Annotated in this window: 25 protein-coding genes; 6 read left to right on the top strand and 19 right to left on the bottom strand. The window is 45.7% G+C overall.

The genetic code is table 11. From position 1 onward, the window contains the following. Window positions 1–20: 20 nt before the first annotated feature. From BSZ32_RS11455 to BSZ32_RS11390, 14 genes are all read right to left on the bottom strand, one after another. A complete protein-coding gene (locus BSZ32_RS11455; protein ID WP_105043537.1) occupies window positions 21–233 on the bottom strand; it encodes a hypothetical protein in 213 nt (70 codons plus the stop codon). 19 nt (window positions 234–252) lie between these two features. Then, complete coding sequence (locus BSZ32_RS11450) at window positions 253–1,086, bottom strand: urease accessory protein UreD (RefSeq protein WP_105043536.1); 834 nt, start codon at window positions 1,084–1,086, stop codon at window positions 253–255. Window positions 1,087–1,095: 9 nt separating this feature from the next. After that, complete coding sequence (gene ureG, locus BSZ32_RS11445; RefSeq protein WP_105043535.1) at window positions 1,096–1,731, bottom strand: urease accessory protein UreG; 636 nt, start codon at window positions 1,729–1,731, stop codon at window positions 1,096–1,098. Further along, on the bottom strand, window positions 1,731–2,423 hold the full coding sequence (locus tag BSZ32_RS11440; protein WP_165788803.1) for an urease accessory protein UreF: 693 nt from the start codon (window positions 2,421–2,423) through the stop codon (window positions 1,731–1,733). Before BSZ32_RS11440 ends, ureG begins: the two co-directional genes overlap by 1 nt. Before the next feature lie 4 nt (window positions 2,424–2,427). After that, window positions 2,428–2,868, bottom strand: a complete 441-nt coding sequence (locus BSZ32_RS11435; RefSeq protein ID WP_105043533.1) for a UreE family protein — start codon at window positions 2,866–2,868, stop codon at window positions 2,428–2,430. Between the two features lie 3 nt (window positions 2,869–2,871). Beyond that, on the bottom strand, window positions 2,872–4,638 hold the full coding sequence (gene ureC / locus BSZ32_RS11430) for an urease subunit alpha (protein WP_105043532.1): 1,767 nt from the start codon (window positions 4,636–4,638) through the stop codon (window positions 2,872–2,874). A gap of 4 nt (window positions 4,639–4,642) precedes the next feature. Further along, complete coding sequence (locus BSZ32_RS11425) at window positions 4,643–4,957, bottom strand: urease subunit beta (RefSeq protein WP_105043531.1); 315 nt, start codon at window positions 4,955–4,957, stop codon at window positions 4,643–4,645. A gap of 1 nt (window position 4,958) precedes the next feature. Then, entirely contained in the window at window positions 4,959–5,261 is a 303-nt protein-coding gene (locus tag BSZ32_RS11420; RefSeq protein WP_105043530.1) for an urease subunit gamma, read from the bottom strand. Window positions 5,262–5,265: 4 nt separating this feature from the next. Then, on the bottom strand, window positions 5,266–5,970 hold the full coding sequence (gene urtE, locus BSZ32_RS11415) for an urea ABC transporter ATP-binding subunit UrtE (RefSeq protein ID WP_105043529.1): 705 nt from the start codon (window positions 5,968–5,970) through the stop codon (window positions 5,266–5,268). A gap of 9 nt (window positions 5,971–5,979) precedes the next feature. Continuing rightward, on the bottom strand, window positions 5,980–6,768 hold the full coding sequence (gene urtD / locus BSZ32_RS11410) for an urea ABC transporter ATP-binding protein UrtD (RefSeq protein ID WP_105043528.1): 789 nt from the start codon (window positions 6,766–6,768) through the stop codon (window positions 5,980–5,982). A 7-nt stretch (window positions 6,769–6,775) separates the two neighbouring features. Continuing rightward, window positions 6,776–7,909: an urea ABC transporter permease subunit UrtC gene (gene urtC / locus BSZ32_RS11405; protein WP_105043527.1), complete on the bottom strand. Its 1,134-nt coding sequence runs from the start codon at window positions 7,907–7,909 to the stop codon at window positions 6,776–6,778. A 20-nt stretch (window positions 7,910–7,929) separates the two neighbouring features. Beyond that, window positions 7,930–9,543: an urea ABC transporter permease subunit UrtB gene (gene urtB, locus BSZ32_RS11400; protein ID WP_105043526.1), complete on the bottom strand. Its 1,614-nt coding sequence runs from the start codon at window positions 9,541–9,543 to the stop codon at window positions 7,930–7,932. Window positions 9,544–9,734: 191 nt separating this feature from the next. Further along, on the bottom strand, window positions 9,735–10,997 hold the full coding sequence (locus tag BSZ32_RS11395) for a transporter substrate-binding protein (protein ID WP_105043525.1): 1,263 nt from the start codon (window positions 10,995–10,997) through the stop codon (window positions 9,735–9,737). A 100-nt stretch (window positions 10,998–11,097) separates the two neighbouring features. Further along, window positions 11,098–11,877 carry a hypothetical protein gene (locus BSZ32_RS11390; protein WP_105043524.1) on the bottom strand — a complete coding sequence of 260 codons (780 nt, stop codon included), beginning with the start codon at window positions 11,875–11,877 and terminating at the stop codon, window positions 11,098–11,100. Between the two features lie 220 nt (window positions 11,878–12,097). Between BSZ32_RS11390 and BSZ32_RS11385 the strand changes: the two genes are divergently transcribed. Together BSZ32_RS11385 and BSZ32_RS11380 are read left to right on the top strand one after the other, a co-directional pair. After that, window positions 12,098–12,616, top strand: a complete 519-nt coding sequence (locus BSZ32_RS11385) for an NlpC/P60 family protein (protein ID WP_105043523.1) — start codon at window positions 12,098–12,100, stop codon at window positions 12,614–12,616. 16 nt (window positions 12,617–12,632) lie between these two features. Further along, complete coding sequence (locus BSZ32_RS11380; protein ID WP_240610622.1) at window positions 12,633–13,130, top strand: hypothetical protein; 498 nt, start codon at window positions 12,633–12,635, stop codon at window positions 13,128–13,130. An 8-nt stretch (window positions 13,131–13,138) separates the two neighbouring features. Here BSZ32_RS11380 and BSZ32_RS11375 read toward each other — a convergent pair whose 3' ends face one another. The 3 genes from BSZ32_RS11375 to rplU form a co-directional block, all read right to left on the bottom strand. Next, a complete protein-coding gene (locus tag BSZ32_RS11375) occupies window positions 13,139–14,329 on the bottom strand; it encodes a hypothetical protein (RefSeq protein ID WP_129589726.1) in 1,191 nt (396 codons plus the stop codon). Window positions 14,330–14,784: 455 nt separating this feature from the next. Continuing rightward, a complete protein-coding gene (rpmA, locus tag BSZ32_RS11370) occupies window positions 14,785–15,036 on the bottom strand; it encodes a 50S ribosomal protein L27 (protein ID WP_105043521.1) in 252 nt (83 codons plus the stop codon). Between the two features lie 23 nt (window positions 15,037–15,059). After that, a complete protein-coding gene (gene rplU / locus BSZ32_RS11365; RefSeq protein ID WP_105043520.1) occupies window positions 15,060–15,371 on the bottom strand; it encodes a 50S ribosomal protein L21 in 312 nt (103 codons plus the stop codon). A gap of 133 nt (window positions 15,372–15,504) precedes the next feature. On the opposite strand from rplU, the gene tsaE reads away from it, so the two are divergent. Continuing rightward, on the top strand, window positions 15,505–15,930 hold the full coding sequence (gene tsaE, locus BSZ32_RS11360) for a tRNA (adenosine(37)-N6)-threonylcarbamoyltransferase complex ATPase subunit type 1 TsaE (protein WP_105044839.1): 426 nt from the start codon (window positions 15,505–15,507) through the stop codon (window positions 15,928–15,930). A 183-nt stretch (window positions 15,931–16,113) separates the two neighbouring features. Here tsaE and BSZ32_RS11355 read toward each other — a convergent pair whose 3' ends face one another. After that, entirely contained in the window at window positions 16,114–16,632 is a 519-nt protein-coding gene (locus BSZ32_RS11355) for a phytanoyl-CoA dioxygenase family protein (RefSeq protein ID WP_165788802.1), read from the bottom strand. Window positions 16,633–16,729: 97 nt separating this feature from the next. On the opposite strand from BSZ32_RS11355, the gene BSZ32_RS11350 reads away from it, so the two are divergent. The 3 genes from BSZ32_RS11350 to BSZ32_RS11340 all read left to right on the top strand — a co-directional run bounded on the left by BSZ32_RS11350 (window position 16,730) and on the right by BSZ32_RS11340 (window position 19,703). Further along, window positions 16,730–16,957 (top strand): hypothetical protein, encoded by a 228-nt coding sequence (locus BSZ32_RS11350; protein WP_105043518.1) that lies wholly within the window; start codon window positions 16,730–16,732, stop codon window positions 16,955–16,957. 351 nt (window positions 16,958–17,308) lie between these two features. After that, window positions 17,309–18,223, top strand: coding sequence for a sugar phosphate nucleotidyltransferase (locus tag BSZ32_RS11345; protein WP_165788801.1), 915 nt, complete (start codon window positions 17,309–17,311; stop codon window positions 18,221–18,223). Between the two features lie 286 nt (window positions 18,224–18,509). Then, complete coding sequence (locus tag BSZ32_RS11340) at window positions 18,510–19,703, top strand: leucine-rich repeat domain-containing protein (RefSeq protein WP_129589725.1); 1,194 nt, start codon at window positions 18,510–18,512, stop codon at window positions 19,701–19,703. Here the strand turns inward: BSZ32_RS11340 and ruvA are convergent. After that, on the bottom strand, window positions 19,700–20,296 hold the full coding sequence (gene ruvA, locus BSZ32_RS11335; RefSeq protein WP_105043516.1) for a Holliday junction branch migration protein RuvA: 597 nt from the start codon (window positions 20,294–20,296) through the stop codon (window positions 19,700–19,702). The genes BSZ32_RS11340 and ruvA overlap by 4 nt on opposite strands. Between the last annotated feature and the right edge of the window lie 245 nt (window positions 20,297–20,541).

Here is a 20,541-nt window from a genome sequence, read left to right as displayed (position 1 = left end):
CACATAAACAGTTGCTTGTCTCATTTTTCTAGATTTTTCTTATAGGCTAATCCAGCAAAGGCCAGTAGGGCGCAAACGCTTCCCGCTATAACCATTGGCCAGCTAAAATCTGGAAATGGCCATTCTTCAGTGCCACTATGCGTGTGACCTGGTGCTCCTGGGTGAGCGAGAACTGAACTGGTGCAAGCAAAGAAACTCGCAGCTGCTGTTGATAGTATTGTCTGTTTTTTCATCTATTTATGTGTTTTAATTTTAGATTTTTCTGAAGTTTATTTGATGAGCGGCGAGGCTATCGTAGACGATCGAGCGTAGCCCCTTTGAAAGTTTTTGAAAAATAATAGCGTCGGGTGCCAGTAGTCGAAAGACGCCTAAGCCTTCACCTAAATCAGAAAAAGCACAGAGCCCTCCGAGCTCTTCCTCCAAAGCTGAAACAAGCCTTGAAACCTCTGCTTCTGTAGATGTTGAGTTCGCTGAGTAGACCCATAATGTTGCCAGGTAACACGCGTCCCAATCCGGGACAAGCTTCCCCCAACTGCCACGCTTAGGTTCTAGCTTTAACCGCTCTCTCGCCTTGAGAGCCCCTCCGACGTAGACATCTATCGAGTTGAGATAAGATCTGTAAGCATTCACCTCATTATGTGCGACTCTGCCTGGTGCCACTGCATCAAAAAATAGGACACTACCGCCTCCATGAATCTGCAGCACTGTCTCTTGGACTGTAGATGAGCCACGCTGCGGAATCACCATTTCAGGCCAATACTCGAGAAATGCCTTATCCCCAATAGTGATGGACTGAGATAAGCAGGCTGACTCAGCGTCCTTCATCGTGTGAAAACGAGTGGCACTAGGAGAAGTGATTGCAACTTGAGCTCGAGCATCTAGCTCAATAGAAAGCTCTAGAGAATCTCCAGCAAACATTCCTGCTGTCGGATTGACCAACTGCAACATCACCATGCCGCCATCCCAGTATCCTTTACTCAAGTGACAAAGCCCTCCCAACGAGCGCTCGATTAGCTTCGTCTTAGCTTCGGCCTCACCCCACGAAAAACGTAGCCTTGCCTCAGAATGAATACTATTTGCGAGCATATTAGAATTCTACGACTCGAAGTTTAAATCAGAAAATAGAACTTCACGCTCGAACCATTTGAAGAATACTTCGAGGCCAATTTTATCCTTCATGTCCATCATTTCAAATGGCTTGCCATTACGTTTGCTTTCACAGTCTTCACGCATCTGATCCACATTGGCATCAACGTAGGGAGCCAATGACACTTTATTTACCACCAAGAAGTCTGAATGTGCGATAGCGGGTCCCCCTTTCCGCGGGATGTCATCGCCCTCGGTCACATCGATCACATAGATAAAAGCATCTGCTAACTCAGGAGAAAATGTCGCAGTCAGGTTATCTCCGCCACTTTCTATCAAAATAAACTCCAAGCCGTCGTGTCGTGACTCTAACTCATCCACAGCATCCAAATTCATTGAAATATCATCGCGGATAGCAGTGTGGGGACACCCTCCAGTTTCAACTCCAATGATGCGATCTTCGGGTAAAGCAGACTCACGCAATAACATTTTAGCATCTTCCTTAGTGTAAATATCATTGGTGATAACTGCCATATTTCGTGATTCCCCGTAGCGCTTGCATAAGGTGAGACAGAGAGTCGACTTTCCAGACCCTACTGGCCCACCAATACCGACTCTAATAGCGTGATTTTTTTCCGTATTCATTATGATAAAAACATTCTAGCTTTTGAATATGTGTGCTGCATAGCGGCAATATCCCAGAGTGGATTAGACGTCCCAATCTGTTCAGTGCGGACACCCTTTGCATTAGCTATGATTCCGCTGCTTGCAGCCAAAGCCTCTTTGAGGAGAAGTTGGTTCGCTCTCGGTCCTATTGGTAGCAATTTTAATGCCGACTGTAGTAATGCTGAAAAAGTTTGGTATGCAATCGACCATAATGCTCCCTGTAAAGGCACCCCCTCCCTCTCGAAAATAAGCCCTAAAACGACAGGACTCTGGCTGAACTTCCAGCTGAAATCATCCCAATCAGAAGAACCTCGATCCCATGTGTCTCTATAGATTTTCCACTGCTGTCTCCCAATTTTTGAAACGGCCTCGCGTAACTGCCGGGCCGGTCGCAGAGCCACGGACAATTGATCTAGCTCCATCAAACGCTCTCGATCACCCTCGCGACAGGCTTGCCATGCGCATGCGATCAATGGCAGATCCATATGCTCTAAAGCATCTAACACGTCATTTAACAAAAACTGGCGTAAAGTCTGGTGGTCATGAATAGTTCCTAGCTGAACTAATCCCTCAAGCCCCATAGAATGAGCATAAGCTCCCACAGGAAGCACCCCATCACTATAGTGCATCAACACCCTCAACCACTGTAATTGCTCTTCTACCTCTTTCATTTTTCTAGTGTGTGTGGCTGGAGTGTAACGCGCATAAAAAGACCTCATTCTTAATTTGGTAAGGGATTCCAATGCGATCTAAGGAACGCGTCAGCGTGTGGACTGACTCAAGTACGATTTCTTTCTCACGCACCTCTACAGCGAGGTGTTGGTTACCTAGATACCAACCAAGCTTAGCAGCCATGCCATAAGAACTAGGCATGGGGATCGTGACAACTTCTTCCTCGCCCTGCCGCACTTGGTAGCAATGTCCATCGGAGCCCAACCATAAACCTAAATGCTTGGTCGCAGCGCTTGACGCATAAACCAATTCCAAGTCAGCTGAAATACGAACTCTCCATCTGCGCTTCACTAACACATGACGGTCGACAAGTACCGAGCGCAGCTCCTCTGGTTCCTCTGCTGGCCATTCTCGCTCCAGTATCACTGTAATAGGCTCGGCCATCGATTAGAAAAGGAAATAGCGCTGAGCCAATGGGAGCTCACTAAGTGGCTCGCATGTAATCACCTCACCATCGACGGTTACCGTGTATGTCTCAGGGTCGATCTCAATCTCAGGCATCACATCATTATACAGCAAATCGGTTTTCGAGATCGAGCGCGTATTCTCAACGGGAGTTAAGGTCTTTTGAACTTTGAGTTTTGATTGTAGTCCATTTTCTAAGGATCGTTTACTGACGAATGTCAGTGATGTCGCGTACTTTGCCGCACCATATGAGCCGAACATCGGTCGATAATAGCAAGGCTGGGGAGTTGGGATAGAAGCATTCGGGTCTCCCATATTAGCCAGAGCTATCATTCCCCCCTTGATCACCATCTCAGGTTTCACCCCGAAAAACATCGGCTTCCACATGACTATGTCTGCCAGTTTCCCAACCATCAAAGACCCCACATCTTTCGAAATTCCATGGGCAATAGCTGGGTTGATCGTGTACTTCGAAATATAGCGGAGTGCTCTGAAATTATCTTCTGCTTGATGACTCTCAGACTCTAGCTTGCCTAATTGCAACTTCATCTTGTGAGCAGTCTGCCAAGTTCGCATTACCACTTCACCTACTCGCCCCATTGCTTGACTGTCCGACGAAATCATCGAAATGGCACCCATGTCATGCAGGATGTCCTCCGCCGCGATTGTTTGCGGCCGAATACGTGACTCAGCAAACGCCACGTCTTCAGGGATTTTAGAATCTAAATGATGACACACCATCAGCATATCCAAATGTTCATCAATCGTATTAGTCGTAAACGGACGCGTTGGATTCGTCGAAGAAGGTAGGACATTAGGGTGAGAGCACACTTTCATGATATCTGGTGCGTGCCCACCACCAGCACCTTCAGAATGGTAGGTATGAATAGTCCTTCCATCGAAGGCCTTCAAAGTATCTTCAAGATAACCAGCCTCATTCAAGGTGTCAGTATGGATAGCAACTTGTACATCCATCTCATCTGCAACACTCAAACAGGTATCAATAGCTGCTGGAGTAGTCCCCCAATCTTCATGAAGCTTCAAGCCAATTGCTCCAGCTAGAACCTGCTCTCTTAAAGGCTCCTTAGTTGCACAATTCCCTTTACCCATAAACCCTAAATTCATTGGGAATGCATCTGCGGCCTCTAACATCCTATGGATATTCCATGCTCCTGGAGTACACGTTGTGGCATTTGTCCCAGTAGCTGGACCAGTCCCTCCGCCTAACATAGTAGTCACACCACTACTCAGCGCTTCGTCAATTTGCTGAGGGCAAATGAAATGAATATGAGAGTCAATCCCACCTGCTGTAATAATATTCCCCTCACCAGCGAGCACCTCGGTGCCTGCACCAATCACCATCGAATCATATTCCCCACTTACTGGGTCAGCAACCAAAGAACCAATTCCATCTTGAATATCTGGGTTCCCTGCGTGGCCAACACCGACTATACGTCCAGATTTCACACCTAAGTCTGCCTTTATAACTCCCAGTTCGGCATCCAGAATCACAGCATTCGTGATCACTAAGTCTAAACATTCAGCATCCAATGCTTGGGATGATTGGCCCATGCCATCACGGATCACCTTTCCTCCACCAAATTTCACTTCGTTACCGTAGCCTCCGACCTGAGTCACATAATCTTCCTCAATCTCAATGAATAATTCGGTATCTCCCAACCTAACTTTATCACCCAAAGTCGGTCCATAATGCTCTGCGTATTGTTTTCTTGTTAAATTCAATGACATGATCCTAGCGTTGTAACTTTCCGTTTATTTTCCCCTGCAATCCCCACACACTTCGCTCACCCGCAAGAGCCACTAGATCTACCTCTCTAGTATCTCCGGGTTCAAACCGCACCGCAGTTCCCGCTGGAATATTTAGCCGGAAACCCAATGCGCTATCACGTTCAAAATGAAGAGCGTCATTTACCTCGTAAAAATGATAATGGCTACCTACTTGGATAGGCCTATCTCCCACATTACTCACAGTAATTGTCAGCACATCCAAGCCAGTGTTTGCCATCAATATTTCCCCCTCAGGGCATATAATTTCTCCAGGTATCATATTACTGTATTGGGTGATGCACTGTGACTAGTTTCGTTCCATCGGGGAAAGTTGCCTCCACCTGAACATCGTGAATCATTTCAGGGATTCCTGTCATTACATCATCTCGCGTGAGTATTCGGGTCCCTTCGTCCATCAATTGAGCCACAGTTTTGCCATCTCTAGCCCCCTCAACCACCTCGTAGGTGATGATCGCTATAGACTCCGGGTAATTGAGCTTTAACCCCCTCGATTGCCTTCTACGCGCTAGGTCAGCGGCCACAACGACCATTAGTTTATCTATTTCTCTCGGTGTTAAATGCATTATTTTAAACGGCTAAATACTGAGCTATCAATTCATCACTTAAATCAGAAATCTTTCCTGATTGCACTACTGAACCACGCTCCATGATACAAAAATAGTCCGAACACGCCTTTGCAAAATCCAAATACTGCTCCACTAGCAGGATACTAATCTGGTGATTTTTCTTAATATAAGTAATAGCATCCTCGATTTGATCAATGATAGAAGGTTGAATTCCTTCCGTTGGTTCATCTAACAAAAGCACCTTAGGATTAGTCAGCAATGCACGGCCAATAGCCAGCTGTTGTTGTTGGCCTCCAGAAAGGACCCCCCCCTTACGATCTTTCATGTCCTTAAGGACTGGGAACAAAGTATAGACCTCATCTAACTTTTCCCAAGCCTCCTTACCATGGACACTCAAACTCACTTTAAGATTCTCCCAGACCGTGAGATTTGCAAAAATATCTCGCCCTTGAGGCACGTAGCCAATTCCAGCACGTGAACGCTTCTCCGTAGATATTCCCTGAATTTCATTCCCTTCAAAAGTAATGACTCCTGAGCTAGATGGGGCAATCCCCATAATAGCCTTCAGTGTCGTTGTCTTGCCCACCCCGTTACGTCCAAGCAATGCCAGTACGGAATTCTCAGGAAGCTCAAACCCAACATTTCTCAAGATCAATGAACCATCATAGGAGACGTTCACTGAATCTAATTGTAATTTATTAGCCATATTCTCTTCTTATTCGTGCTTCTGCCTGCCTAGGTATACCTCTTTGACTGTCGGGTCATTCGCGACCTCTAAAAATTTTCCTTCTTTGATAACGTGTCCTTGATGCAAGACAGTCACTTTCCTTGCTATCTGACGGATGAACTCCATGTCGTGTTCGACCACAATGATACTGTGTTTCCCCTCCAAACTTAACAGCAACTCGCCTGTCCGCTCGGTCTCCTCATCGCTCATGCCTGCAGCCGGTTCGTCCACCAGTAGTATTCTAGGCTGCTGAGCTAACAACATACCAATTTCCAGCCACTGCTTCTGCCCATGAGATAACGAGCCCGCCAAGTTATTAATCATCCCCTTCAGCCGTATTGTCCCTAAAATCTCATCAATAAACTCTCTATCATCTGCACTCACTCTATAGAAAAGAGATTTAAGAACGGATCGATCCTTGTTCAAGGATAGCACAATATTATCATAGACAGTGTGCTGCTGATAGACACTTGGAGCCTGGAATTTACGAGAAATACCTAAACGGTTGATCTCGTACTCACGAAGCTTCGTCAGGTCCATATCATGCCCGTCATCTTGATGGTAAATGAGAGAACCTTCATCAGGCCTAGTTCTCCCTGTTATCAGATCCATGAACGTGCTTTTCCCTGCTCCGTTAGGCCCAATAATCGTTCGTAATTCGCCCTCGCCTAAATAAAAATTAAGATCATTTATGGCTCGGAAGCCATCAAATGACTTCATCACGGATTCAATCGAAAGTACCAAGTCCGTATCTTTATATAATGGTTTGTGAGACATCTGATTGCTAATTTGATTTTAAAATTTCATCACCCGGATCACTAGCTGATCTCTTTTTTGAAAAGCGTTCTTTTAATTGATCCCAAAGACCAACAACACCATTGGGCATGAATAACACGACAAACAAGAACACAAAACCAAGTATCAGCAACCAACTTTCAGGGTACTCACGGGTCGTATAACTTTTCAACAAGTTGATCAAAATGGCTCCTATAATGGGCCCAAATTTCGACCCCCTTCCACCGACTGCAACCCAGACCACAATATCCAGTCCCTTTGTTGGCCACATTTCGCTCGGATTTATAATTCCCGCTTGAGGCACATAAAGAGCTCCAGCTAAACCAGCAATCATCGCACTCAATACAAATATAAACACCTTGTAATGGGTCGTGGAGTACCCAGAAAACCTCACTCGATTTTCAGAATCACGAATAGCCCTCTGGACCAATCCAAACTTGCTCTTCAGCAACCACGCTAGCAACACATAAACTCCTAACAATAGAGCTCCAGAACCCCAAAATAAGCCTCTTGCTACAGACGGGTCATAGAACTCCTGTCCGAAAATAAACTTAAAGTCGGTAAACCCATTATTCCCTCCAAAGGTAAAATCATTACGGAAGAACAATAATGCAGCTGCATAAGTAAGAGCCTGAGTGAGGATAGAAAAGTACACCCCTTTTATACGAGATCGGAAAGCAAGTAAGCCAAATAAAAAGGCTACAAGCCCTGGCACCCACATCGCAGCAAACAATGCAAAATATGGACTGTAAAACGGTTTCCAATACATCGGAAGTTCTGAATATCCTAAGAAAATCATGAAATCCGGCAAACTACTTTTGTAGCCTCCTAAATCTCCAATCATCAGCATCAAATACATTCCAAAGGCGTACCCACCAAGGGCGAAAAATAGACACTGCCCTAGGCACAACAAACCAGTGTACCCCCATAAGAAGTTTAGACTCACAGCTAGAACCGCGTAGCATAAATATTTCCCCCAAACACTCAGCTGAAAACTGCTAACGTGTAAAAAACTCCCTTCTGGCGCCACCATATTCAAAATAGGCAACACCAATACAAAGGCCAACAGCGACCAAACTAATCCCAGTTCCGCTTTACTATCAAATAGTGAATTTCGATTCATCTTATTATGCTAAAAAATATTTAATCGTCTAGGCTGCGACTTCTTGCTGGGAATATCCCACCTGGCCTAAACTGTAAGAAAAGTATGATTCCGAATAGAACTGAGATCTTGCCCATTACGGGTCCAAGCAGCGGCTGTAATCCCTGATCTACTAAACCAATACCCAAGGATGAAATTGCTGTCCCCATCAGGTTGCCAACCCCTCCTACGACGACAACCATGAAGCTATCAACAATGTATGTCTGACCCATTGATGGTCCCACATTACCAATTTGCGCAATGAATGCTCCAGCTAAGCCAGCCAAGCCTGAACCAAATGCAAAAGTAAGCATATTCACCCGACTCGACGGAACTCCTAAGCTCGATGCCATCTGACGGTTTTGCATCGTAGCTCTCACATGGAGACCCCAATTCGTTTTACTCAGCAACAAACTAGTGACGATCACCACAAATATTGCAAATACGATGAGTGCTATTCTATTATAGGACATCATAACTCCACCGAAGTCATAACTACCAGACAGCCACTCGGGAGAAGACACTGAAACATTTGCAGCACCGAAATACAGCCTCAGAGCTTGCTGCATTATCATAGACACTGCCCATGTCGCCAACAAAGACTCTAAAGGCCTCTTGTACAGAAATTGAATCAAACCTTTTTCCAGTAAGCAACCAGCAAGGGCTGTCACACCAAAGGCGATTGGTAATGCTATAACGAAATACCATTCATACATAACAGACGACTCACCGAAATGCTTTAATACATAGTTCTGAACCAAATACACACTGTATCCTCCTAGAGCAATAAACTCACCGTGCGCCATATTTATCACACCCATTTGACCGAAAGTTATAGCTAATCCATAAGAAACCAATAAGAGCACCGAGCCTGTGCTCAGACCTCTAAATAGAGTACCTACGATATCTAATAGATCTTGGCGACCGTCGATACTGATCAAAGCCGATTTACAGCTAGAAACCAATTCTTCATCAACGGTTTCGCCGCTGGACGCATCTTTAAGTATTTTAGCTATATTGTCGCGAGCGGCAAAAACATACGTGTCACCAAGCAGCTTCACCGACTGAATTCGCTCATCTCTCGTTCCATTTTCAAGTAATGACATTGCGATTGACTCGCGAAAGGCTGCCGCAACTTCAGGGTCATCTTGCTTAGCCTCAAACTCCCTTAGTACTTCAATAAATTCAGGCTTCTGTGAGCTACCAAACTTACGAGAAGCAGCCATTCTTTTCTCTAAATCTGGTGACTTTAAATCCAAGAAATCAACAATTCTGCTTAACTTCTTGCGGAGCTTTCGGGATGGTCGATCAATTGCTCTATCTCCAGCTGGACTGATAACTGCACCTGTCAGAAGATCTTCATATGTTTCAAAACCAGAAACTATATATACTTTATCTTGTGACTTTGAATAACTAATTTCACCAACTCTCCAAGACGCCACAACATTTGCAATAATAGGATCACCAAGCTCAGTAAGATCCTCCACATACCTAGCCTCTTCAGATTTACTAGAGGAGGAAATCAGTGCTACCAACACCTCCCTCGCTTTAGTCTCGTCAGCTTTAACCACCCCCATCATCCCCAATATGCTAAATAACAAATAGAGGGTCTTCATAAAATTAAATTTGTTAGTAATCATCATTATTCACTCTTCTATCCACAATATAACGGGGCTCATATTCCTTGTGCATTTTACCGTACCAACCACCCTAAAAAAATAAACCCCACCATGCAGTGACATGATGGGGTGAGTAAAAATCCTGTAAATTTGTTAATGTGTTATGAATAACTAACTACATGGAATTATTACTTAAAAGTACCTTTAAGAAATGGCTCACCAACCACATCTTTTAATGTCTCAACGACCTCGAATTGACCATTCTCTAGAGTCTCACCAATGTACACAGTCTTAGTTAGGTGGTGATTCTTCTGAGAAGTAACTGTTCCACCAGGCCCATCAAAACTAACTCCAGATTTCAATGCTTCCATTACTTTTACTGGGTCAAATGTACCCGCTTTCTCTACAGCAGCTTTCCAGAGGTAGACTCCATTATATGACAGAACCATTGGTGAGCATGTCACACGCCCCTCCTTCACAATTCCTGGCACATTAGTCTTGGTTAACCAAGTTTGGAAATCAGCCTTGAATTTCTTGTTAGTAGGTGAGTCGATTGACATAAAATAAGTCCAGCAACCTAAGTGACCAACAAGATCTTTCGAAGGTAACGAACGAAACTCATCTTCAGAAATCGAGAAGGACACAACCGGGCAATCTTCTGACTTAAGACCAGATGCAGCGAATTCCTTGAAAAAAGGAACGTTAGAGTCACCATTGATTGTGTTGATTACGCACGCGTCGCCAGATGCTGCAAATTTGCTGATTTCAGAAATGATTTGCTGGAAATCACTATGCCCAAACGGCGTGTAGTTACCTGCGCTAATCACAGCCCCTTTAGAGTCCTTGCGTAGTCCACCACCGATATTCTGCACTGGAATACCTTTAGACTTCAAATACTCAAACAGCACCAAGTTAGTTGTCTGTGGATACACATAATCCGTTCCAATCAGATAGAATTTCTTATAACCCTCCTCCAGTAAGAAATCTACAGCGGGTATTGCCTGCTGGTTAACAGCCTCGGCTGTATAAAAAATGTTCGGTGACATCTCTTCACCTTCGTACTGAACTGGGTAAAAAAGTAAGCTGTTATGTTTTTCATAAACAGGGAGAACCGACTTGCGTGACACGGAGGTCCAACAACCAAAAGTCACAGACACATTGTCCTTCACTAAAAGTTGCTCGGCTTTCTCAGCAAACAGCGGCCAGTCAGATGCTCCATCCACAACTATTGGCTCAATTTTCTTGCCGAGAACACCGCCATTCGCGTTAATTTCATCGAATGTGAACAACAATACATCACGGAGTGATGTTTCAGATATAGCCATAGTACCACTCAGAGAGTGAAGAACGCCTACTTTTACTGATTCCTTAGCCTGCAAAGACTGAGAAGCGAGCACTGCTCCAACTCCTACAGCGAGTGTGTACCTTAAAATAGAAGATCTTTTTTTCATTATTTTATTGGGTAATGCTTTAAAAAGAGGTCTGGGTGCGATAAAAAGCCCTACGCTGTGTTCACAACACCCAGATCTCAATAATTTGATTTTTCGTAGATTAGAAATTGAGTGAAACACCAATATTTCCTGTCAGGAAATTCTCATCAACGTTACCGGGGATCACTTCATCATTTGTCATGTAGCCAGTAAGACCGCCATTGAGTGACCAACCATGGCTGAATGGATAACTCGCCTGAATCCCAGCGCTCGCGTAACCAAATCCGCTGTCTCCGCCGTGGAAATCATCGGGAGTGAAGGCTACAGCCACTGGGAAACTGAGAGAAAAACTTTCAAATTTCTTACCAGGCTCAACACCTAAGACAAAAAACACTCCGGTATTACCACCACTAGCACCTTCATCCACTCGGAAGTGAGCTAAAGCAGAGGGATTAAGCCAATGATCATAACCATAAGCCACGTCTACAATCTTCTCGGTGTCAGATGCGTATTCCCAAGCCTGGTAGGTCACACTCATGCTATGTGAACCCATTGCATATGCAGCTCCAAGCCAGAAATCAACTTCCTGAACATCCCCACCAATTGACGGCGGTGCATTGCCATTAACATCGAACCATACACCTGTACTAAGGGTAAGATTATCTGTCACAGCATAATCCAAATTGATAGATGGGTTGAAAGTGGCATCAGTACCAAAATCCGTACCGACTCCCCATACATCAGCACCGTATGAAACGAAGTGCGTGTTATAGGATAGATCTAAAGTACCGGATACGGGGCTCACTTCTGGAGTTGGTGTAACAATTGGCTGTATCTCGCCCGCATGAACGGATCCAGCAATCAACGCTGCTGAAACCACAGTTGTATTAATAATATTCATAGTATCGTATAATGTTTATTTTGAACCACGTTAAAGCAGCTCAAGTTAACCAAGTTAGAGCACTCAGCGTGCCAACTGTGGAATTTAAAATAGATAGTTATGAATGAAACTCATTGTGAGTTATTCATGAATGACATTCAATTCACCCAACAAATAAATACTCTCCACGAAACGACCACTAAACCTTTACTGAGTAGAACCTCCCGTTTATTTATAATCTATGCTCAGTCGACTAACAGCCATAGCCCTTTGTTGCTGCTTCCTCAATTCCTGCTCCTCGCAGATGAAGGCGAAGGAAACCGCGCTAAAGCATAATTTCGTATACGGCCGAACTGCCTACATTGGTGCGGATGGCAAAGCTCAAGCACCGCCAAGCGCTCCACGCAAAGTCCACAAGATGGTAGCCGCAGCCAACGAGCTCATCGATAAGCCCTATCTCTACGGAGGAGGGCACAAGAGTTTCATATGCAACGGATACGACTGTTCTGGAGCAACCTCCTACGTGCTCCACAAAGGCGGCAAGCTCGACAAACCACTCGTCTCTCAGCAATTCTTTGATTACGGAAAAAAGGGTTACGGTGACCATGTCACAATCTACGTCCGCAAAGGTCACGTCTTCATGGAGATCTGCGGCCTCCGCTTTGACACTGGTGGCACATGGAACTCGACCGGACCACGCTGGAAACCCCAGCGTCGAGGCCTGTTAGGCTATTACGTCCGCCACCCTAGCGGGCTTTAGGCAAATAGTTGCAAATTTGTCTCGCCCATCCTCGGGGAATCCTTATGAAAACCACCGCTTGAGTGCGGAATCTATCCGCCCCCAAGGAACCACCGCAACACCAACTAAAATCATGGGCATTTTTGACACAACGGAATTCAGCGATGAGATAGAAATTCTCGTCGATAAGCTTGAGCAAGACTCTAATGAGCGCCAACTCAATCGCGAGGAGCGCGCACTCATCGATGTTCTAGACACAGTAAAACTCATCGAAGAAGGTGAAGGGCTCAACGAATTCTGGCTCAGCTCAATTGACCACGCACGTATCAGTAACTCATTCGAATTAATTGGAGCGTCAACCATAGTGGACACTCTCAACTCTAGCCAATGGTGCCAGAGCTCTAGCTCTGACCGTAGCCAGTATTCAGAAACTGAATCGAACCACCTTTCAGGCATAGAAGAAGAATACTTTGAGGCTCTCACAGAGGTGCCCGAGCTCATCGAAGTCTTCATTGAAGAAGAGCTCGAGGCATAGCACACTGGTTATTTTCGTGGGAACTCCAGATTGATTCCACCTTTAGCACAGAATTTGCGAAATTCTTCCTGCAGTTGGGAATAGCTGCGATTACCGAGTAAGAGCTTCTGCGCCTCTCGTTCACTTTTCCCCTGTTGGACAGCCTTGATATACTGTTTGATTCTAGCGGCTTTGCCACGGCCATCATGGTGGTAAAAATAGTAAGTGAGTAGCAAACCTACTCCATAGTTCTTGCTAGCATCCTTGCCCTCAGTAAAACCAGCGTAGGGTAGGTTCATATAGCTCTCCAGAGATATCATTGAAATACGCGAACCCAGTCGCCGCCCCGATCCATCATCTAGGCCGTCTTTATTCCGCACGTAATCAAACACGCGCTGTTTTCCATTGTTAGAATGATAAACGCCGTGCGTGTAGCGAGTCGATGCCACATACTCAGCTCCTCCCTCAATATACCATGAAGAAAATGCAGGGCCCGCACACAGCTGGTGGGTGAGTTCATGGGACAACACTCGATTACTGCCACCTTTCTTATACTCCCATTTCCTGCCATCCCACTCTACTCCCAACACTGGCATCGGCACCAACACCGATTGATTTCCAGCTGTGTACACACCAGCAGAACCCTGCGGACCTCCAGCTCGATGGTAGGACGCATGGTCGCTAAAAAGGTAAATCGGAAACTTGCCTCCCTTTTCCATGTAATGCCCAGAAGCATTGATTGGCAGAGAGGAAACAAACTTGTGGGTGGTTTCAAAAAGCACAGCAAAGCGCTGGATCACTCGTGGCTCGACCTTGGTGTTGATCAAAAATCGGTAGTTAGCACTCTCGTAAATCAGCAGGTTTTTCTTCGATAGCGACTGGATCTTTTTAAGATGAATACTAGAGGGGCCGTAGACTGTTCTCGGCCACGATTTTGAAAATGACTGATTAGTTGTCCCAATCCATGAAGTATACGCCGAGCTCCCTCCACGCTCATGGATCCAACTCTTCACCATTTTTCTCCCAGATGGATTGAGTGCTGCCATTGGAATCTTCACCACTGAGCCATTCGTCTTTTGCAGATAGATCGCATCGTTACGAACAAACCTAATCACGCCCTCATGGATCTCCCCGCCCACTACTCGCAGCATCATAGGCTTTGACGAAACTGTCGCAACAAAGCTCAGAAGAGCTAAAATGCCAAATAGAACTTTCCTCATACCGCCTAAGCTCTCAAAGCTCCTCACTAATAACAAGCCTTCAGCCAAGTTTGAAACAACTCGGTAACTCAGATCAACTTGACCATTTAGCGACTCAAGGTATTTTTTTAAGAATCCCTCATCCGTGCTCTTTAAGACCAGTTTAGCTGTCAGCTCGAAAACTTTCTTAAAACCTTTTCAAGCTCCCTCGATAAAGAAAAGTCTATTCCTCTCCATTTTTAGGATGACCAAAGACGATGAAGCTCAAGATTTTTTCTCCACATCCATAGGAAAACGCAATTTATAAAGAAAGCGTCCAGTATCTACCTCCTCTGCGAAGCGCAAATTTCGAAGCCCTAGAAATAATCACATATTAAATCGATCTGCGCCTCGACCCAGCAAAAGCTTCGCTTTCACGACAAAAAAACGGCCTTAGGTAAAACCTAAGACCGTTTTTGAAAATGTATGATGCTGTATTAAGCTTCAACAGGAGCGACGTTCACACGGCGACCAGACTGGTCGAAGTAAACGGAACCGTCTACATAGGCGTGAACTGTGTGGTCTTTACCGAGGTAGACATTCTTGCCTGGTGTCCACTTAGTGCCACGCTGACGGATGATGATGTTACCTGCGGTAACAACTTCGCCACCGAACTTCTTAACACCAAGACGCTTGCTGCGTGAATCGCGGCCGTTCTTTACTGAACCTTGTCCTTTTTTATGAGCCATAGTAAGTGAGTAAGTTAAATGGTTTAAGCAACGCTTACGATCTCAAGCTTAGTGAGATGGCGGCGGTAGCCTTTAGTCTTGTGGTAACCTTTACGGCGCTTAAATTTGAAAGCTATACCTTTTTTGCCGCGGAACTGGTCCACAACCTTGGCTTTGACAGTTGCGCCTTCAACTACTGGCGCTCCCACTTTAGTGGTGCTGCCATCGTTGACGAGGAGAACTTCGTCAAAAGAAATTTCGGAATCAACATCAGCGACGAGTTTCTCGACGTCGATTTGATCACCTGCTTGAACGCGGTATTGCTTACCGCCTGTTTTGAAAACTGCGTATGCCATGATCTGACAAGTAAATGGTTAAATGGTTAATCCACCACAAGAGCGCGCTGGACTGGGGGCGGAATTGACCACAAATCTCATAAATCGGCAAGATTTTTTTGAACTTATCTCAAAAAAGTTCAAAATCATTCCCGTGCAACAACTTTTTCCAATAGAAATACACTCCGCAGAAGCAATGAAAGACTTTGGTTCGAGCCTCGCTAAGCAACTTCGCTCCGGTGACATCCTCGCGCTCATCGGTGATCTTGGCGCGGGAAAAACCCAGCTCACTCAGGGCATCGCCTCGGCTCTCGGTCGCACAGACGCCGTCACGAGCCCCACCTTTGCCCTCGTCAATGAATACAAAGACTGTGCCCCAGAGCTGATCCACTTCGACTGGTACCGCATGGAGCGGCCCGAGGAACTACTAGCAATCGGTTGGGAAGACTACCTAGAGCGCGATGCTATCCTCGTGATCGAATGGCCTGACCGCTTTCCTGAGATGATTCCAGCGGGCAGCCATTGTATCCACATCGAGCATCTTGAGAGTGGTCGCCGGCTAAGCTATGCCCAAGCGTAGTCCGCGGCTATTATCACCGACACCATTGCAGCTCTGGGTGGAGACAGTCTTTGTGGGCATATTCAAAATGCAATATCCGCCACCGATTAGGTTGCTTCGATCTCCGTGATGCATGTAGAATCAAGGGTGACATTTTTAGCACATCCCCCGGAGCACAAGCGCAGACGACCTCTTGTCCGAGCTCTACAGCTTCAGCCACGGATGACGCTTCATCTTGCCAGACTTATTTGAACTCCTAATCACACGCAAAGCACCATTACTCTCAGACGTGGGATCTATGTGCACGCGCAGCGTCAGCATCTGCTGTAGAACCTCCGATGTCGGCTGGACATGCACCACCCGGTCCTTAACAGACCAAGGACCGTAGCCTTCCACCTCTTTCTTCTCTCTCACCGCAATACTCAAATCTTGGTGCCAGGGCACTGGCCAGTTTTCCTCAGGCGTCTTATCAAACAAAATACTACGCACTAATAAATAGTCAGCTGGAAGGAATTGTCTGAGCGCGTTAGATTCAGCTAGTTCCAAAATTCCAGCTGATTTTGCTGCGATTCCTCGCACACATGCCTTTTTTTCTTCCGCCGCTAGCGCATCTGATATCACTCGAAATTTGTCGATTTCATCGGGATTGAACACCCCTTTATAAATCTCAAAACCTTCACTCTCAAATGCTTCTATCATTCCCAACCAACTAGACGGCATCATAGTCGGATGGCAAGTCAAAATCATTTCTACAATTGTTAGGTAACCTCGGTCTATTTAAAGTTTACAGCAAGCAAAGCTCGGCTATATCCTCACCTCAATGAAGCAAGACACCATCCTCCTCACTTTCGCCAGCCCTGATCAAAAAGAGGACTTCCTCAAGGACACAAAGATCGAAGCATCCTCTATTTTTTTGAACGAAGACCTCACTCTACAAGTTCCAGTCTACTTCACTGCTGAAGCAGAAGAGAGTGAGCATGTTCAGAATGTGGCCGACGGCGAGCCTGTTGAAGTAGAAGACGAAGACTTCGACCTCGGCGAAGTTTAAGCCAGCACGGCCTTAGCAAGTTTAGTCGACTCAAAGCTCCACTACACAGGCGATTGGAGATTTTTCTATTCAACGAGACCGTGACCTCAGATGAAAATAGAGATCATCGGTAACGCCCAATGTTTTACTTTTTTAGCTGTGCGTAAGTAAAAGCAGCTTAAAGGGTGTAGTGAAACCAAAATGGCTAGGAGTCTACATCAATGCTGACGAGATTGAAAAGTCTCTTCGATCTGAGGGTAGCCTTTTACCTTCTATAACTTTTTGGTTGTCGATGCCTAAAAACCTATTCATAAACCCGACAACTTCAACTGAAGCGCTAAACTATCCCGAAAATTACTCATTTAGCATAATATGAAACCTACTCTCCTCGTTCTAGCAGCTGGTATGGGAAGCCGATACGGTGGCCTCAAACAGATGGACCCAATGGGCCCTAACCGTGAGACTGTACTTGATTACTCAGTCTACGATGCGATTCGTGCTGGTTTTGGACGTGTGGTATTCATCATCCGCGAAGAGTTTGCTGACAGCTTTAAAACCCGGGTTGGCCACAAGTTCGCTGACAAAATCGAAGTGGACTATGTATTCCAAGACCTCAACGACTTACCAGAAGGCTTCAGCCTGCCACAAGGCCGAGTTAAACCATGGGGCACAACTCACGCGATTCTTGCGGCACGTAATGTAATGGCCGCCCCATTTGCTGTGATCAATGCCGATGATTTCTACGGTTCTGACTCCTTCCAGCAAATCTCTTCCTACTTCACTGAAACGGCGAACACCAGTGACGGCGTCGACCACTACTGCATGGTTGGCTATAAGCTAGGAAACACACTTTCCGATCACGGTAAGGTAAACCGTGGCATTTGCTCCGACACTGATGGCTTCCTCAGCAAGGTGGAAGAGCATCTCGACATCGAACTTGAATCCGACGGCATGTGCCGTGGTGAAAACCTCGCTGGCGACCGTGTAAAGCTCCCCATCGATTCTATCGCGTCCATGAACTTCTGGGGATTCCCCGCAAGCATTATGCAAGACCTTGAAAATAATTTCATTGAGTTTCTAAAGCAGCGCGGCACAGAAATGACATCTGAGTGCTACATTCCGACTGATGTCGATGCGATGATCAAGTCTGGTAAAGCGGATTGCAACATCCTCGAAACCTCTAGTCTCTGGTTCGGCGTCACCTATCCTCAGGATAAAGACATGTGCGTCGCTAGCATCACAAAACTCGTCGAGCAAGGCTGCTACCCAGCTAATCTCTGGAGTTAGCTGGAGACAAATACCCCAGTGATCAATTGATCTCTACGCAGCCTCTGAGCCCTCTTTCATTGGCTCATTAGGCTCTAATCAAGCACCATTGAATCCTGTCCTCTATTTTACAGCTTTACGAACACTTTACACTTTGTGTTTGGGAGAAACCTAGAAATGAAGGTAAATCTCTAGAATGATTTATTCACTTCGAAGTATCGTTTGGGGGATAGGCATAGGAGGATGCCTCTGCACGTCAGGATTGGCGCAGAATGCAGTGCCTAAGCTGAGGCCTAGCCAGCTGGGAGTGACTGATGAGAGTATTCATAAGCTTCTTGATGATCCGGAGTTAGTCTCACTCACCCTTCGAGGAGGCACCTTCTATGGATATGATCGTGTGACAGTTCAGGGGGTGAAGACCTTGGCGAAGCTGAAGAATTTGAAAAAGTTAGGGCTTTTGGGTATGGAGTTGACTGATGAGTCGCTCAAGTTGATCGGCACAATGACAGCTCTAGAGGAACTTGATTTGTCTGGATCTTCAGTTACTGATGATGGCTTGACGCATCTCAAAGGCTTAGTGAACTTAAAAATTTTAAGAGCTGATTTAACAGGGGCTGGGTTAGTTTATTTAGATCATTTATCCGGGATCGAGGAAGTTGATTTTACACACTCATTCAGAGCCACCCAGGAGCATACGAAGCATTTGGGTCGGTTCTCGAATTTGCGTCGACTTCATTTTCCTAGTCAGCCCCCGACAGATGACACGATGGCTGAGCTGAGCTCCCTCACTCGCCTAGAGAGTTTGGAGATTAATCACTGTTCCGACTATGGGTCGATTCGCGGGGGATTGAGTGCTGAAGGATTTTCCTATCTGGCCAGCTTCCGAGAATTGACTCATTTAAAATTAGGCGACGCCTATGGGATCACTCAGGCGTCGATCGAGGTGATCGCCAAGTTAGAAAACCTTAGTTCTTTATCATTAGTCGTGAGTAATCTTGATGCAACTGATTTCGAACAATTAGGAGCATTGGAAGAATTAGAGAAATTGATCTTGTGGGGCTGGATTGGCAATGAAAAGGGAGAGTTAAACTTTCTCTCTAGCCTGAAGGAGTTGAAGTATTTCCGATCAAATCTTGATTTCAATGATCGTCAATTTCAGTCCCTGTGTAAAGTGAGGAGCTTGACCGAGGTAATGATTCGAAGCACTCAGCTTTCAGATGATGCTCAAGGAAGACTCTCTCAATTTCCTCTTCTGACTAACCTTCAACTTGAAGGGAAAGGATTTGGCCAGTGCTCGCTTAAGTCTCTTAGACAGCTCCCTGAGCTTAGATCGTTAGGGATTCACCAAGGTCCTCTTCGAGAATTGACGGCGAATTTAGGGATGCTCAAGCAGCTAAAATCGCTACATCTGGGTTATGCTAGGAACCACAGCCTAACCAAAGTAGAGATTGATCAACTCAAATCTGACTTACCAGACTGTCAGGTGCATGTGAGCCCCTAAGAATTCAGCATCCTCAGCGCACCACGGAGGAGATCTTCGGCGGAGACGCTAGGGTCAGCAGCTGAGATAGCTTTGACCGCCTTACGAGCTTCCACCTGTTTGTAACCGAGACCGATGAGGGCCAGCTCAGCATCATTCGACGCACTTGGTGAGGCGTTTTCGCTCGCGACCTTCCAGCCATCGGCGACTCCCACTTTATCTTTAAGCTCTAACACTACTCGCTCAGCCGTCTTTTTTCCTAGGCCTTTAATCTTAGAAAGCATGGCCACATCATTGTTAACCACTGCCGCCTTGAAGTTTTCCACAGACATCCCACTGAGCACAGCCATGGCAATAGCCGGACCAATACCGCTCACCCGATCAATCAGTAAGAGAAACATGTCGCGTTCAGCATCCGAGGCAAATCCATACAAAGTCTGAGCAGTCTCACGGATATGCAGGTGAGTGCGCAGGTCGATAGGATCACCTTCTAGTGGATTCAAACGGTCATAAGTAGAGAGCGGGACGTGTACCAGGTAGCCAACACCATGAACATCAATTACCAAACGATTCGGCAAAGCCTCTAATACATTCCCTCTCAAGCGTGCGATCATATCCGAAGTTTATAGCCGCCCAACACCGTAGAATCCAGCGCTAAGACACGTAATTGTAAAAAAATTAAGCTCTGCGTAATGATTCCACAAAATATTTCACTCTGCCAATAAGTGGCTAGTACACCTGTAAATCATAGAAATACTATTGAATTGTCGACTATTAAGATCATTTCCTCACGGATTTAGCTTGGCAGATTCAACGTGAATTTATTAAATGATAAAATTTTGCAGTCGCCATCAACGTG

The organism is Rubritalea profundi (genome assembly GCF_002954445.1).
GTDB lineage: Bacteria > Verrucomicrobiota > Verrucomicrobiia > Verrucomicrobiales > Akkermansiaceae > Rubritalea > Rubritalea profundi.
Note: the sequence above shows the minus strand (reverse complement) of the source record. Positions and strands in the feature narration are given on the sequence as shown.

Excerpts from the sequence above, each read along its gene's own strand:
- BSZ32_RS11455 (WP_105043537.1), bottom strand. The coding sequence starts at position 233 with ATGAAAAAACAGACAATACTATCAACAGCAGCTGCGAGTTTCTTTGCT.
- BSZ32_RS11450 (WP_105043536.1), bottom strand. The coding sequence starts at position 1,086 with ATGCTCGCAAATAGTATTCATTCTGAGGCAAGGCTACGTTTTTCGTGG.
- ureG (WP_105043535.1), bottom strand. The coding sequence starts at position 1,731 with ATGAATACGGAAAAAAATCACGCTATTAGAGTCGGTATTGGTGGGCCA.
- BSZ32_RS11440 (WP_165788803.1), bottom strand. The coding sequence starts at position 2,423 with ATGAAAGAGGTAGAAGAGCAATTACAGTGGTTGAGGGTGTTGATGCAC.
- BSZ32_RS11435 (WP_105043533.1), bottom strand. The coding sequence starts at position 2,868 with ATGGCCGAGCCTATTACAGTGATACTGGAGCGAGAATGGCCAGCAGAG.
- ureC (WP_105043532.1), bottom strand. The coding sequence starts at position 4,638 with ATGTCATTGAATTTAACAAGAAAACAATACGCAGAGCATTATGGACCG.
- BSZ32_RS11425 (WP_105043531.1), bottom strand. The coding sequence starts at position 4,957 with ATGATACCTGGAGAAATTATATGCCCTGAGGGGGAAATATTGATGGCA.
- BSZ32_RS11420 (WP_105043530.1), bottom strand. The coding sequence starts at position 5,261 with ATGCATTTAACACCGAGAGAAATAGATAAACTAATGGTCGTTGTGGCC.
- urtE (WP_105043529.1), bottom strand. The coding sequence starts at position 5,970 with ATGGCTAATAAATTACAATTAGATTCAGTGAACGTCTCCTATGATGGT.
- urtD (WP_105043528.1), bottom strand. The coding sequence starts at position 6,768 with ATGTCTCACAAACCATTATATAAAGATACGGACTTGGTACTTTCGATT.
- urtC (WP_105043527.1), bottom strand. The coding sequence starts at position 7,909 with ATGAATCGAAATTCACTATTTGATAGTAAAGCGGAACTGGGATTAGTT.
- urtB (WP_105043526.1), bottom strand. The coding sequence starts at position 9,543 with ATGAAGACCCTCTATTTGTTATTTAGCATATTGGGGATGATGGGGGTG.
- BSZ32_RS11395 (WP_105043525.1), bottom strand. The coding sequence starts at position 10,997 with ATGAAAAAAAGATCTTCTATTTTAAGGTACACACTCGCTGTAGGAGTT.
- BSZ32_RS11390 (WP_105043524.1), bottom strand. The coding sequence starts at position 11,877 with ATGAATATTATTAATACAACTGTGGTTTCAGCAGCGTTGATTGCTGGA.
- BSZ32_RS11385 (WP_105043523.1), top strand. The coding sequence starts at position 12,098 with ATGCTCAGTCGACTAACAGCCATAGCCCTTTGTTGCTGCTTCCTCAAT.
- BSZ32_RS11375 (WP_129589726.1), bottom strand. The coding sequence starts at position 14,329 with ATGAGGAAAGTTCTATTTGGCATTTTAGCTCTTCTGAGCTTTGTTGCG.
- rpmA (WP_105043521.1), bottom strand. The coding sequence starts at position 15,036 with ATGGCTCATAAAAAAGGACAAGGTTCAGTAAAGAACGGCCGCGATTCA.
- rplU (WP_105043520.1), bottom strand. The coding sequence starts at position 15,371 with ATGGCATACGCAGTTTTCAAAACAGGCGGTAAGCAATACCGCGTTCAA.
- BSZ32_RS11355 (WP_165788802.1), bottom strand. The coding sequence starts at position 16,632 with ATGATGCCGTCTAGTTGGTTGGGAATGATAGAAGCATTTGAGAGTGAA.
- BSZ32_RS11350 (WP_105043518.1), top strand. The coding sequence starts at position 16,730 with ATGAAGCAAGACACCATCCTCCTCACTTTCGCCAGCCCTGATCAAAAA.
- BSZ32_RS11345 (WP_165788801.1), top strand. The coding sequence starts at position 17,309 with ATGAAACCTACTCTCCTCGTTCTAGCAGCTGGTATGGGAAGCCGATAC.
- ruvA (WP_105043516.1), bottom strand. The coding sequence starts at position 20,296 with ATGATCGCACGCTTGAGAGGGAATGTATTAGAGGCTTTGCCGAATCGT.